Below are 14,283 nucleotides of genomic sequence, written 5' to 3' on the forward strand. Positions count from 1 at the left end.
AAACCATATCAGAACCGGCTGATATCTCAGCTTTGCAGAGTTAAGTTTTGTTACGGGCGGTGAACCCTGCGGACCCCGCCCGTAACTAGATTACATCACGATTATTTCACGTGCGGGAGCTGTTCCCACTGGTGGTAAGGCGGAGGTGAAGACAACTGCCATTCCAGTGTTGTTGCGCCTTCACCCCAAGGGTTAGCACTGGCAACACGCTTTTTAGCAAAAGCTTCAAACACGCCATAGAGGAAAACCAGCACTGCAAAACCGGAAATATACGAGCCGTAAGACGACACCATATTCCAGCCTGCATAGGCATCCGGATAATCGATATAACGGCGCGGCATACCGGCAAGACCAAGGAAATGCTGCGGGAAGAACACCAGATTCACACCAATGAAAGTGAGCCAGAAATGGATCTTACCGATGGTCTCATTATACATGTAGCCGTACATTTTCGGGAACCAGTAATACCAGCCCGCAAAAATCGCGAATACAGCACCCAGTGACAGCACGTAATGGAAATGCGCAACCACATAATATGTATCATGCAGCGCACGGTCGAGACCGGCATTGGCCAGCTGCACACCGGTCATGCCACCAACGGTGAACATGAAGATGAAGCCGATAGCCCACAGCATAGGGGTGCGGAAATCGATTGAACCGCCCCACATAGTTGCAATCCATGAAAAGATTTTAATACCGGTCGGCACCGCAATCACCATGGTAGCGAACACAAAGTAGCGCTGGGTGTCGAGTGACAGACCAACCGTATACATGTGATGCGCCCAAACCACGAAGCCGACAACACCAATGGCAACCATTGCATAGGCCATGCCGAGATAACCGAAGATCGGCTTCTTGGCGAAGGTTGAAATGACATGGCTGACAATACCGAAGCCCGGCAGGATCAGAATATACACTTCAGGGTGACCGAAGAACCAGAACAGATGCTGGTAAAGGATCGGATCACCGCCGCCTTCAGGCGCGAAGAATGCAGTGGCAAAGTTACGGTCTGTCAGCAGCATTGTTACCGCACCGGCCAGAACCGGCAGTGACAACAGCAGCAGGAATGCAGTTACCAGCACGGACCACGCAAAGAGCGGCATTTTATGCAGGGTCATACCCGGCGCGCGCATATTCAAAATAGTGGTGATGAAGTTGATCGCACCGAGAATGGATGACGCACCTGAAATATGGATCGACAAAATAGCGAAGTCGACCGCAGGCCCCGGCTGTCCGGATGTGGACAATGGCGGATAGAGTGTCCAGCCGCCGCCCGCACCCCAACCACCGGCTGGGCCCGGCACGAAGAAGGAAATCAACAGCAGCAGCAATGCCGGAGGCAACAGCCAGAATGAAATATTGTTCATGCGCGGGAAAGCCATATCCGGCGCACCGATCATCAGCGGCACCATCCAGTTGGCAAAACCACCGATCAGAGCCGGCATGACCATGAAGAAGATCATGATCAGCGCATGCATAGAGGTAAACACGTTGAACATATGCTTGCCGGCATCCATTGCCGCATCGCCTTCAACGCCGTAAACCATTGCGGCCAGACCGTGGAAAATCTGGATACCCGGCTCCTGCAATTCCGCACGCATGGCGATGGACAATGCCCCGCCGATAATGCCGGAAATAATCGCAAAAATCAGGTAAAGTGTACCGATATCCTTGTGGTTGGTCGAATAGACCCAACGAACCCAGCCATGTGGCTTGTGATCATCGTGTTCCGTATCCGGCCCCGCGTGAGCGGCTCCCTTTCGGGTATCGTGAGCTGTAGTACCAGCCATAAGATTGCTCCCGTCCTTATAGAATATCGCACGCCCTTCAGGACAACAAAGGATACTCTAAAATATTGAATTTGCGCATGATGCTCACTTTAAATCACATTTGATTTTTAAAGTGTCATGCCACGCGTGACAGTCTGAAATTGCGTGTATCCGGCGAAAACCATTACAGTCTTCGCCGGATGAAACATCAGTTTCCGGCTACAGCCACGCTTTTATTTTCATTGGCGATTTCGGCCATCAGCGTTTTATTCGCACCGTCGATATCTGTGCGCGCCGCAGCGAGCCAGGTATCATAACGTTCCTGCGATACGACACGTACAGCAATCGGCATATAAGCATGATCCTTACCGCAAAGCTCGGAACACTGCCCGTAATACAGGCCTTCACGGTCTGCTTTGAACCAGGTTTCGTTGTTACGGCCCGGTACACCATCCATTTTGACGCCAAAAGCAGGCATTGCCCACGAATGGATAACATCCGCAGCCGTTACCAGCAGGCGAACCGTAGTATCCACAGGCACCACAACTTCATTATCAACTGCCAGCAGGCGCGGATAAGCAGCCAGATCCTGTTTGCCGGCTTCAGCGCGGTCTTCATCTTTCAGAAGCAGCGCATCAAATGACAGCGGATCTTCTGTCTGATATTCATAACCCCAATACCACTGGTAACCGGTCGCCTTAACAGTCAGCTGCGGCTCTTCCGGCGAATATTGCGCGGTGAGAAGCTGAAACGACGGAATGGCCAGAAACAACAAAATGATGACCGGACCGAGCGTCCAGATCACTTCAATCGTTGTATTATGGCTGGTTTTGGATGCAACCGGATTGACGCTTCTGCGAAACCGCAAAATGCACCACAACAACAATAGCAGCACCAGAACTGTCACCGGAATGATGAACATTAAAGAATAACGCTCAAACCAATGAATCTGCTCTGCAATTTTTGTTGCCGGCGCCTGCCAGCTCAGCTGCCAGTCTACAGGCTGATCAGCAAGAACACCTGCCGATGATGCAAGAAGGCCAGCCGCAGCACTACCAAACAGTGCTGCACCAGTTACAATATGCTTTTTCAATGCAGTCACTTGGCCTGCAATCGATTTTTTTGTGGCAATAACACTATCCACCAACATCTTCTCCCGATAATAACCCTGCCGGTTAACTGTAGACATAGCTTTCCCCAGCTAACACACCGGTTCCCCCACGGTACTGAAAAACACATTATAGCACCGCACCCAGAAGGCGAAGATTTTCCCGTGCGGCATTTTTGCGCGCAATACAATGCGTAAATTACCGCTGGCGGGCGCTATTATTGACGGTAAAAGGCTTGAAGCCACTAAGCATAACTAAATAAAAATCATATATATCAAATAGATATAGATAAGACACACACCATGGTTTTGAGTCTGACACTCAACATAACTGGTCTTCAATTTACTGACATTTCTGAGCCTACAGAAAAGATATCTGAAGGCAATAATCACCTCAGCGCCATAAACCTGCCTTAACTTCAAGAGAATCAATGCACAGACACCGCTCGTTTGCATTGATCATGATCAAGATGTTTTGCATATAAACACAGCCGAACAGCACTCGTATTAACCAGCTGACACATATTGTGCGGAATATTTTTACTTGCATGATAAGCGTGGCTGCGGTGATATTTACACTAAAACTTTACCTTATCAGGTTCAAATGGCGGCATAATCAATGTACACAAAGCGCAGAGCACGGCTCTATGATTTGCCAGGCTTCAACAATGAATAAACCACCAGCGCTTTATTCATTGTTTTAACGGTATTTCAGCCTGATTTGTGTTTATATATGTCGACCGGAAAACTGATTTGCTTTTCCCGATAGTGTTTTGTTTCATCCGGCATTAACTGGTGCCATACCGGAACCAGTTATGCGGATATTTTCGATCCGGATCTTGCGCCGAAAACCGGCAAAGACAAACCGGAAGTGTTTGCCGAGCCGCTAAAGGTATCATTAATATGCGCCATTTCACCTCTGTTAGCCGTAAAATTGCTGCTGCTCTGCTTGGTGCAGGCCTTTTGGCCGTGCCGGCCTCTGCCGCTTTTGCCCAAACAGCAACGCCTGCTACCCCGCAAGCTTCAACACAAGCCTCGGGCGCATCGCAAAAAAACGGCACATTGCGCTCTCAGCATGGTGCATGGTCAATCTTGTGCGATAAACCGGCCGGTGCCCAAACCGAGCAATGCGCTCTGATCCAGAATGTGATTGCTGCCGATCGTCCGGAACTCGGCCTCTCCGTTGTAGTTTTGAAAACCGCCGATAATAAAGCCCGTATCCTGCGCGTTCTTGCACCATTGGGAGTATTGCTGCCAAACGGTCTTGGCCTCAATGTTGACGGTAAAGATATCGGCCGCGCTTATTTTGTGCGCTGCTTTGAAGACGGCTGCTATGCAGAAGTTATTCTTGACGACGCGCTGATTGACACGCTGCGCAAAGGTAAAGCCGCAACATTCATCGTTTTCCAGACACCGGAAGAAGGCGTTGGTATCCCTGTTGAACTCCAGGGTTTCAGCGACGGTTACAGCAAACTGCCATAAATTATGACATTTAAAAGCGCCGCTGCCACTCGGGTTTTCACCTGATGGCGGCGGCGTTTTTATTTTATCTGCATAAATGCTTGCCCATCATTATCGCAAACGCCATATAAGACATATGATTTTCCGTTTTATGCAGGACACAGATGCTGTCCCGGAGTATGTCTTATGACTGTCAGCCCTATGCCGTCCGCTTCACCAAAACCTTCAAGAAGCCTGATTGACGAGTTTGATATCAGCCGTGATCAGGTTGAAAAACTGGTCGCTCAATCACTCCATGGCAGTGATGATGGCGAGCTTTATCTCGAATATGCAGAATCTGAAGCATTGGCCTTTGATAATGGCCGTCTGAAAACCGGCTCTTATAATCAGGGTCAGGGTTTTGGCCTGCGTTCTGTTGCCGGCGAGGCAGTCGGCTATGCGCATTCCGGCGAGATGACCCATACTGCATTGCAGCGCGCCGCAGATGCAGCCTCAGCGATTTCACGCGGCCATACAGGCACTTATAGCGAACCGCCGATTGGTACCAACCGCCATCTATATACCGATGCTAATCCGCTTGGCGCCCCGACTTTTGATGAAAAGGTCGTGTTGTTACAGCAAATTGATGGTTACCTGCGTGCGAAAGACACCAAAGTGCGTCAGGTCAGTGTCGGCATTGCCGGCTCATGGCAGCAGGTCGAAATTTTGCGTGGCGATGGCCATTTTGTGCGCGATATCCGCCCGATGGTCCGGCTGTCGATTTCGGTCATTGCCGGTCAGGGCGACCGTCAGGAATCCGGCTCGTATTCTATGGGCGCACGCAATCTGTTTGATGATTTTATTGTCACCGGCACCTGGCAACATGCGGCCGATGAAGCCCTGCGGCAAGCGCTGATCAATCTTGAAGCGATCCCCGCTCCTGCCGGAACATTTGATATTGTATTATCCAATGGCTGGCCCGGCGTAATGCTGCATGAAGCGGTCGGCCATGGCCTTGAGGGCGATTTCAACCGTAAGAAAATGTCGGCCTTTGCCGGTCTTTTAGGCCAGCAGGTGGCCGCTAAAGGCGTGACTGTGGTTGATGATGGCACCATTCCTGATCGTCGTGGTTCACTGACCATTGATGATGAAGGTACGCCGACCAACCGCACTGTGCTGATTGATGACGGCAAACTGGTCAATTATATGCAAGACCGGCAGAATGCCCGCCTGATGGGCATGGCAGCAACCGGTAATGGCAGACGGGAATCCTATGCCCATGCGCCAATGCCGCGCATGACCAACACGATGATGCTGTCGGGCGATAAAACACCGGAAGAAATCATCACCTCCGTTAAAAAAGGTATTTATGCCGTTTCTTTCGGTGGTGGTCAGGTCGACATTACGTCGGGTAAATTCGTGTTTGGCTGTACCGAAGCCTATATGATTGAAAACGGCAAAATCGGCGCGCCGGTCAAAGGCGCGATGCTGATCGGCAACGGCCCCGACGCCATGCATCGCATATCGATGATCGGCAATGACAGCAAGCTCGACAATGGCAGCGGCAATTGTGGCAAAGGTGGCCAGTGGGTGCCGGTCGGCGTCGGCCAGCCGCATTTGCGCATGGATCAGATGACCATTGGCGGTACTGCCGTTTAAATTGCCCCGAATTAAAAAAGCCCGCTGAAAAGCGGGCTTTTTTATTACTTCTTGGAGAGCAGTGCCACTGTTTCCACATGGGATGACCACAAGAACTGATCGACCGGTACCACTTTATCAATTTTATAGCCGCCAGCGGTGAGGATCGCGAGATCACGCGCCAGTGTTACCGGATTACAAGATATAGCCGCCACTTTAGGTACCGATGATTTGGCAAGCTGGGTTGCCTGCTCTTCAGCACCGGCACGTGGCGGATCAAACACCACACCCTGATATGCATTCAGGTCTTTATACAGGATCGGACGGCGAAACAGATCGCGGCGTTCATGAGTTACAGGTTTCAGACCCTGCACATGGCGAATACCACGATCAAGGGCTGCAAGGGCTGCCGCGTCATTTTCCACCGCATGCACAGCCATAATTTCGGCCATACGCAAGGCAAATGTACCAACACCTGAGAACAGGTCGGCGGCTTTTTTGACCTTTTTAAAATGCCCGATCACCAGTCCGGCCATTGCAATTTCAGCAGCAATTGTTGCCTGCAGAAAGCTTCCGGATGGGATATTGACCGGCACTTTGCCAAATGTGATCAGCGGCTTGCGCGGCTCAAGAATGGTTTCGCCTTCCACACTCAATCGTGCGAAACCAAGCTCGATCATCAAAGGCGTTAGAATACGGCGCGCCGCGTCATCCGGCACCGGACAACCGCTGGCCGCCAGATCAAGGCCGGATTCCGTATCTGTCACTGTCAGCTTAAACGGCTTGGCACCATCAGCCAGATGGATCGCAACTTTACGCAAATCATCAAGTCGCGATGTGATTTCCGGAACCGTAACCATGCATTCAGAAATATTGATCAGCTCATGGCTCTGGTGGCGGTTAAAGCCCAACAGTAAGCCACCTTCGGTTTTGCGAATGGCAAAACTGGCGCGGCGCCGGCTTTGCGGTTCACATCCCAACAAAGGAGACAGCTCATATTTCAAGCCGCGCCCGTCAAGACACGCCGCAACGAGTGAGCGCTTCCATGCCTGATAGGCCGACATTTCCCAATGCTGTAAAGCGCAGCCGCCGCAATCCTCGAAATGTTTGCAAGACGGCTCAACCCGCTGAGGAGAGGCCGCCAGCAATGCCGTCAGGCTGGCGCGGTTTTTATCGCGCGCGACATTCGCCACTTCACCCGGCAAAGTAAAAGGTACAAAAATCTGGCCGTCTGGCAGCTGTGCAACGCCATCGCCGCCCGCACCCATCGCATTAATCGTTACGCGAACACTCATAAGTCATTTTCCTTTTGCGGGAGCAGCAGATTCATTATTAATACGCATTTTCCTATGAAAAACCGGATCTTATGCAGAACCGGTACCCAGCTTTTCTGGAAATGCTTCTTTTCTACCCGCTAAAATATATTCCTGATTACCGTCACCGCCTGTAATCGGTGAGGCACAAAATCCTAAAGCCTGCCAGCCTGCCTGATTGTTCAGCCAATCCTGCAACTCCAGAGCAATTTTTTCGCCAAGCGACGGGTCTTTCAACAAGCCGCCTTTGCCGATAGCCTCGCGCCCTGCTTCAAATTGCGGTTTTACCAGCAACAGACACCAGCCACCATCAGCGCATAGAGCCAGCGCATTCGGCAGAGCCAGTTTCAGCGAAATGAAACTAACATCCGACACCACCGCATCGATATGCCGATTGTGCAAATGGCCAGCATCCAGCCCGCGGGCATTGAGCCCTTCAAGATTGGTAACACGGCTATCGCCCCGCAAACTCTCATGCAGCTGATCGTGTCCCACATCAACGCAGATCACATGATCAGCCCCGCGCTCCAGCAAAACCTGCGTGAAACCACCGGTAGAAGCACCAATATCCAGCGCTGTCTTGCCAGTGATATCAAACCCAAAATGATCCAGTGCCGCAGTCAGCTTCAGTGCCGCGCGTGAAACAAACCGGCTTGCCGGATCATCCACCGCCAGTACCGTCTGGTTATTAACCAATTGTCCTGCTTTTGTCACGACCTGACCATTGACGCTCACTGTTCCACGCGCCACCGCATCGCGGGCGCGGGAACGCGAGGCAAACAAGCCACGTTCCACCAGCGCCTGATCAAGACGTGTTTTATTTATATTTTCGCTCATTGTGTTTCAATGAATGAGACAGTGCCTGAACACAAGAGGTTTTATGCGCGCAGGTCGCCACCTGTTTCACCTGTTAACGCTTCACGGCCAAGTGCCGTAAAGGCCGCCTGCACAATACCGGCACTATCAAGACCGGCACGGGCATACATGGCCTCAGGCTTGGCATGATCGAGAAACAGATCAGGCAAGGTCAGCGTGCGCACCCGCAAACCATGATCCAACGCGCCTTCATTGCTCAGGAAATGCAAGACCTGCGCACCAAAACCACCGGCTGCACCTTCTTCAATTGTCAAAAGCACCTGATGTTCTTTTGCGAGCCTGCGGATCAGATCATGATCCAGCGGTTTAGCAAAGCGGGCATCAGCAACTGTGGTTGAAAGGCCTGCCGCATCCAGCTCATCAGCTGCCGTAAGGCACTCCTGCAACCGCGCTCCGAAGCTCAAAATCGCAATTTTGCTGCCTTCACGCACAATACGGCCTTTGCCGATTTCAAGTATGGTGCCGCGCTCCGGCAGATCCACGCCCACACCATCACCACGCGGATAACGGAAGGAAATCGGCCCTGCATCATACTCGGCTGCTGTGCGCACCATATGCACCAGCTCGGCCTCATCAGAGGCAGCCATCACCACAAAGCCCGGCAGATTGCTCAGGAATGCAGTGTCAAAACTACCGGCATGGGTTGAGCCGTCAGCACCCACAACTCCGGCACGGTCGATCGCAAAGCGTACCGGCAGATGCTGAATAGCCACATCATGCACCACCTGATCATAGGCGCGCTGCAAAAAAGTAGAATAAATCGCGGCAAAAGGCTTCAAACCTTCTGCGGCAAGACCGGCAGCAAATGTCACGGCATGCTGCTCTGCCATGCCCACATCAAACATGCGCTTTGGAAAAGCCTGCCCGAACAGGTTAAGACCTGTACCATCCGGCATAGCGGCAGTAACGCCCACCACACGTTCATCATGGCGCGCCTCTTCAATCAGCGCATTGGCAAAAACCTTGGTATAACTCGGCGCATTTGCCGGTGGTTTGGATTGTTTGCCGGTGATCACATCAAACTTATTAACGCCGTGATATTTGTCGGCTGCGGCCTCTGCCGGCGGATAGCCTTTTCCCTTCTGGGTCACTACATGGACCAGTACAGGGCCTTCAATATTATCGCGGATATTGCTGAGTACCGGTAGAAGATGATCCAGATTATGACCATCAACGGGACCTACATAATACATGCCAAGTTCTTCAAACATAGTGCCGCCAGCCCAGAAGCCACGGGCGAATTCTTCGGTTTTACGCGCTTTATCCTGAAAGAATTTCGGCAGTTTTTTACTGATCTGTTTTGCAGCCTCACGCAGATTGCGATAGGTCGGCCCTGAAACCAAACGTGCAAGATAAGCACTCATGGCACCGGTTGGCGGTGCAATCGACATATCATTATCATTGAGAATAACGATCAGGCGGGCGTCAAGCGCCCCCGCATTGTTCATCGCTTCATAGGCCATGCCTGCGGACATTGAGCCATCGCCGATCACCGCAATGACATTGCGTTTCTCGCCTTTGAGATGACTGGCAACAGACATGCCAAGCCCCGCCGAAATTGAAGTGGATGCATGGCCGGTGCCAAAATCATCATAATCACTCTCTGCGCGCTTGGTAAAACCGGACAGTCCGCCCTCCTGCCGGATCGTATGCATACGCTCGCGGCGGCCGGTCAGAATTTTATGCGGATAGGCCTGATGTCCGACATCCCAGATCAACCGGTCATTAGGTGTATCAAACAGATAATGCAGCGCCACTGTCAGCTCAACTACGCCAAGCCCTGCACCAAGATGCCCGCCGGTACGTGATACGACATTAATCAGATCAGCCCGCAGCTCATCTGCCAGTTGCGGGAGTTGTGCGGGGGTCAGTTTTCGCAAATCTTCCGGCAAATGCACCTGATCCAGCAAGGGTGTATCCAGTTTTTTGTCGGAATCATTCATGTGAAAACCCTATAACTTTCAAAATATTTCGCTGATTGTAGCAGCCTGCGCTCATTCAGGAAGCGGAATAAACTCTTCAGCATCGCCGGGCACTGTATCAAACCGGCGGCTGCGCCATTCTTCTTTAGCCTGTTCAATACGCTCTTTTGATGATGAAACAAAGTTCCACCAGATATATCGGCGGCTCTCCATCGGCTCGCCCCCGAAAATCATAATCTGCGCGCCCTGACTTACCTGTGAAAAACCCTGACCTTCATGGGGAAAAACCTGGGCAACCCCCTCGATCACAATATCATCGCCAGCCCTGAATGCCAGCAGCTGATTGCTGCTAAACACCTCACCGGCAATACGCACCGCACCGCTCAAAATGTAAATCGCGCGCTCTTCCTGTAATGCAGGCAAATGAAATCTGCCGCCCGCTTCGATAAACACATCAGCATAAAGCGTTTCACTATAGGTCTGCACAGTTGATTTCAAGCCATGCATTGCACCGATCATCAAGCGCATCGAAAAGTCTTTTTCACGCAAGAAAGGCAATTCCTGCACCGTATAATTGCTGAATTCCGGTGCTATTGATTCATAGCGCTCCGGCAAGGCCAGCCATGTCTGCAAACCGGAGATTGCCAGCGGCTCGCCGCGCATTTCCTCAGGGGTACGTTCTGAATGCACAATACCGCGACCGGCTGTCATGAGATTAACCTCGCCGGGATAGATGACCTGCTCGGTACCAAGACTATCGCGATGACGGATATGACCATCGAGCAGATAGGTTACAGTCGACAGGCCGATATGGGGATGCGGCGCCACATCCAGTGCCTCACCCGCACGCAGAATTGCGGGGCCCATGCGGTCGAAAAAGATAAACGGGCCAACCAGCCGGCGCTTGGCCGTTGGCAAAGCGCGGCGCACCTGCAAGCCACCAACATCGCTGGTTCGCGGGATGATCTGCGTTTCAATTGCATCAATAGACTGAATATCGCCTGGAACAGGATCGTGACCGGGAAAAAAACTCACATCGCGTCCTTTCAGATAATTATGCGACAACGTCTGACCGATGATTAGATAGCAACATATCATAAAAAAGAAATGTCCGGAATTAAGGTCCGGACATTTCAAACAGACAAGATCAGAGATGTGTTATTTCTGACCAAGCATTTGCAGCAATTGCTGCATATCAGGCACTTTGCCATTGGCTGTAAGCTTGTCAACAATGCCTGGCAGCGCTTTCGAAAGCTCGGCCAGCAAATCCTGCTCACTCACGCCTGTTTGTTTGGCTATATCCGAAATCGTACTTTTGCCAATTGCATTGCCGAGCTGATCAGGTTCAATCGGCGCATTATTACCGCCACCAACCCAGCTATCAACTTTATCTGCATGCCCTGCCTGCGTGAGCTGCTCCAGAAGACCGCCAAGGCCACCACCGGTGCTGCTGCCTGTTGGCGCGGCCTGACCTGCGGCGGTACCGCCCAGAGCGCCACCAAGCAAACCGCCCAATATGCCGCCCAAGCCCCCTAAACCGCCAGCACCGCCGGATTGCGTATTAGCCTGTGCATCAGGATTGCCGGATCCGGCCTGTCCGCCGCCCAAAAGACCGCCCAGTAAATCACCAAGCCCGCCACCGGAAGGTGCCTGATCCGGCGCCCCGACCTGCGGCTGTTGCTGATCATCGGATTTACCGCTGAACATACGCCCGACAAGTAATGCACCAAGCGCAATCAATACCGGCTTGGTAAGGCTGCCGCCCGGTACCGGCTCATTAGAAGAGTCACCATTGAATAGACCCATCGAATACTTCCTCCTACCTGCTGGAAATGCCGTTCATATAACAACATTGCGTAAAATAACTCAGTTGGCAAGTTTGTCACTTGCCAATCATCCAATGATATGGGAGCTTTTCGTTTAGTTTCTATAGAGCGGAGAAAATATAATGTCTGTTATCAGCTGGATTATTCTCGGTCTCATCGCTGGCTTCATCGGCAGCAAAATCGTCAACAAAACCGGTCAGGGCATGCTGATGGACATCGTCCTTGGTATTGTCGGGGCGGTGCTCGGCGGGGTTATTTTCAATTTCTTCGGCGCTCAGGGCGTCACCGGCCTTAATATTTACAGCCTGATTGTCTCGGTTATCGGTGCAGTGGTCGTGCTGTTTCTTTACCACGCTGTCAGTGGCCGCAAGCAGCTGCGCTAAAAACATATGATAGAGTGGATTGAGCCATATATTGCGACTTATGGCTCAATAGCTTTATTTATCATTATCTATTTTGAATCTTTCGGTGCGCCGGTGCCGGGAGAATCTATTCTCATCGCATCATCACTTCTGGCGCAGCAAGGCACATTATCGCTGCCGGTTGTGCTGATAACCGTTTTTCTGGCTGCGATCCTTGGCGACAGCACCGGATATTTAATCGGGCATTTTGGCGGTCGTAAAATCCTGATGCGGTTCGGCCCAAAAATCAAACTCACACAGGCCCGCCTGACTCAATTTGAAACCATGTTTGAAAAATATGGCAGCGGTGTTGTGATTGTTGCCCGCTTCATTGCTATTTTACGTCAGCTCAACGGTATTATTGCCGGTACAATGAAAATGCACTGGCTGAAGTTTGTAACCGCTAATATTATCGGCGCAGCGCTATGGACATTAGTATGGGGTGCCGGCCCTTATTATTTCAGCGCTTTTTTCAAAAAATGGCTATAAAAAAGCCCCGCGAAAACAGGGCTTCTTACAAGACAAATTTTAAACTGTACTAGAGCGGGTAACGTTCAGGTTGGATCGCAGCGCTCGCTCTAGATTCTAGCTTTTCCGCATTGTCATACCTATCAAGTTGATTCAACTTGATAGTAAAATGTTCTAGCGGCTCAGTACCCGCTTATTCCGGGTCTAGCGGCTCAGTACCCGCTTATTCCGGGTCTAGAGGCTCAGTACCCGCTTATTCTGGATCTAGCGGCTCAGTACCCGCTGGCAAGCCATCACGATTGAGCTTGATTTTCTCAACCTTATCTTCTGCAGATTGCAATAATTTTTCGCAATGATTTTTCAGGGCTTCGCCGCGCTCATAAATCTGGATCGACTTTTCCAGAGGCACATCACCCCGCTCCAGATCATCGACAATCGTCTCAAGCTGTTTGAGCGCCTGCTCAAAGCTCATAACTGCAATGTCGTCATTGGAAACCTGTCCGGTGGTGCTAGGCTCAGTCATGATTTATCCTTTCATCATACGCGTAATATGCGCTGCAGCAGAAAAGGACAAGCCCTGCAAATCATATCCGCCTTCAAGAAAACTAATCAGGCGATTATTACAAAACCTGTCTGCCCGTTCCATCACCTGTCCTGTCGCCCAATCGAAGTCAGCTTCGGTCAAATTCAGTTGTGCCAGCGGATCAAGATAATGCCCGTCAAAGCCTGCTGAAATCAAGATTAAATCAGGCCTGAAATTGTCTAATGCTGGTAAAATGCGGCTTAAAAAAGCCTCACGAAAGGCTTCACTCCCACTTCCTGCCAGCAATGGTGCATTCACAATATTGCCGACACCGGTTTCTTTCAGCGCACCGGTACCGGGATAAAGCGGCGCCTGATGGGTCGAGCAAAACAGCACCGATTTATCCGCCTCAAAAATTGCCTGTGTGCCATTGCCGTGATGTACATCCCAGTCAATAATCGCTACCCGCTCGGCACCACAATGCTGCTGGGCATAACGCGCTGCGATAGCGGCCGTATTAACAATACAAAAGCCCATAGCAGTATCCGCCGATGCATGATGACCGGGTGGACGCGAAGCGATAAACACATTGTCTGCGTGCCCGCTAAAAACATCTTCCACTGCAGCCAATGCAGCACCTGTTGCGGTGAGCACAGCCTGCCAGCTCTGCGGGCTCACATAAGTATCTTGCCCGACAGCAATCACCGGCTGTGCTATGCCAGCCGCCAATTGCTCTTCATCCGGCATATCAGGAATCTGTGCCTTAATCTGCCGCAGATAGGCAGGTGTGTGTACAAGCTCTAACGCCCCTTCTTGAGCTACCGGCGCTTCAACCTGATCCAGCGCATAATAATCATAGCCTTCAAGCACGCTGAATAAAGCACGCAAGCGATCCGGCCGCTCGGGGTGTCCGGCAGGGGTAAGATGCTCAAGAAAAACCGGATGCGAATAAAGTCTTGTCACTGAACCTGTCCGTTACGACTATATCATGCGGCCGGT

At 51.4% G+C, this 14,283-nt stretch carries 13 protein-coding genes; 4 read left to right on the plus strand and 9 right to left on the minus strand.

The window, feature by feature from the left end; translation table 11 throughout:
* Positions 1–101: 101 nt before the first annotated feature.
* Both ctaD and coxB read right to left on the minus strand, forming a co-directional pair.
* The gene (ctaD, locus tag MP213Fo_RS03920; RefSeq protein WP_421090369.1) at positions 102–1,790 is read right to left on the minus strand and encodes a cytochrome c oxidase subunit I; all 1,689 of its coding nucleotides are present in this window, start codon (positions 1,788–1,790) and stop codon (positions 102–104) included.
* A 187-nt stretch (positions 1,791–1,977) separates the two neighbouring features.
* On the minus strand, positions 1,978–2,958 hold the full coding sequence (gene coxB, locus MP213Fo_RS03925) for a cytochrome c oxidase subunit II (protein ID WP_421090370.1): 981 nt from the start codon (positions 2,956–2,958) through the stop codon (positions 1,978–1,980).
* A gap of 822 nt (positions 2,959–3,780) precedes the next feature.
* On the opposite strand from coxB, the gene MP213Fo_RS03930 reads away from it, so the two are divergent.
* Entirely contained in the window at positions 3,781–4,359 is a 579-nt protein-coding gene (locus MP213Fo_RS03930) for an invasion associated locus B family protein (RefSeq protein ID WP_421090371.1), read from the plus strand.
* Positions 4,360–4,539: 180 nt separating this feature from the next.
* Positions 4,540–5,976: a metalloprotease TldD gene (tldD, locus tag MP213Fo_RS03935; protein WP_421091004.1), complete on the plus strand. Its 1,437-nt coding sequence runs from the start codon at positions 4,540–4,542 to the stop codon at positions 5,974–5,976.
* 44 nt (positions 5,977–6,020) lie between these two features.
* On the opposite strand, the gene MP213Fo_RS03940 is transcribed toward tldD, so the two are convergent.
* The 5 genes from MP213Fo_RS03940 to MP213Fo_RS03960 form a co-directional block, all read right to left on the minus strand.
* Positions 6,021–7,250 (minus strand): class I SAM-dependent RNA methyltransferase, encoded by a 1,230-nt coding sequence (locus tag MP213Fo_RS03940; protein WP_421090372.1) that lies wholly within the window; start codon positions 7,248–7,250, stop codon positions 6,021–6,023.
* 69 nt (positions 7,251–7,319) lie between these two features.
* Positions 7,320–8,105 (minus strand): TlyA family RNA methyltransferase, encoded by a 786-nt coding sequence (locus MP213Fo_RS03945; protein ID WP_421090373.1) that lies wholly within the window; start codon positions 8,103–8,105, stop codon positions 7,320–7,322.
* Between the two features lie 41 nt (positions 8,106–8,146).
* Positions 8,147–10,087 carry a 1-deoxy-D-xylulose-5-phosphate synthase gene (gene dxs, locus MP213Fo_RS03950; RefSeq protein WP_421090374.1) on the minus strand — a complete coding sequence of 647 codons (1,941 nt, stop codon included), beginning with the start codon at positions 10,085–10,087 and terminating at the stop codon, positions 8,147–8,149.
* Between the two features lie 51 nt (positions 10,088–10,138).
* A complete protein-coding gene (locus MP213Fo_RS03955; protein ID WP_421090375.1) occupies positions 10,139–11,101 on the minus strand; it encodes a pirin family protein in 963 nt (320 codons plus the stop codon).
* 123 nt (positions 11,102–11,224) lie between these two features.
* Positions 11,225–11,872: a YidB family protein gene (locus tag MP213Fo_RS03960; protein ID WP_421090376.1), complete on the minus strand. Its 648-nt coding sequence runs from the start codon at positions 11,870–11,872 to the stop codon at positions 11,225–11,227.
* 142 nt (positions 11,873–12,014) lie between these two features.
* Here MP213Fo_RS03960 and MP213Fo_RS03965 point away from each other — a divergent pair, with 142 nt between their 5' ends.
* Together MP213Fo_RS03965 and MP213Fo_RS03970 are read left to right on the plus strand one after the other, a co-directional pair.
* Complete coding sequence (locus MP213Fo_RS03965) at positions 12,015–12,275, plus strand: GlsB/YeaQ/YmgE family stress response membrane protein (RefSeq protein ID WP_421090377.1); 261 nt, start codon at positions 12,015–12,017, stop codon at positions 12,273–12,275.
* A gap of 6 nt (positions 12,276–12,281) precedes the next feature.
* Positions 12,282–12,782, plus strand: a complete 501-nt coding sequence (locus tag MP213Fo_RS03970) for a DedA family protein (RefSeq protein ID WP_421090378.1) — start codon at positions 12,282–12,284, stop codon at positions 12,780–12,782.
* 232 nt (positions 12,783–13,014) lie between these two features.
* Here MP213Fo_RS03970 and MP213Fo_RS03975 read toward each other — a convergent pair whose 3' ends face one another.
* Both MP213Fo_RS03975 and MP213Fo_RS03980 read right to left on the minus strand, forming a co-directional pair.
* Positions 13,015–13,284: an exodeoxyribonuclease VII small subunit gene (locus tag MP213Fo_RS03975; protein WP_421090379.1), complete on the minus strand. Its 270-nt coding sequence runs from the start codon at positions 13,282–13,284 to the stop codon at positions 13,015–13,017.
* 3 nt (positions 13,285–13,287) lie between these two features.
* A complete protein-coding gene (locus MP213Fo_RS03980) occupies positions 13,288–14,247 on the minus strand; it encodes a histone deacetylase family protein (protein ID WP_421090380.1) in 960 nt (319 codons plus the stop codon).
* Positions 14,248–14,283 lie beyond the last annotated feature (36 nt).

This window comes from Pseudochrobactrum mosebachae (genome assembly GCF_048914685.1).
Lineage (GTDB): Bacteria > Pseudomonadota > Alphaproteobacteria > Rhizobiales > Rhizobiaceae > Pseudochrobactrum.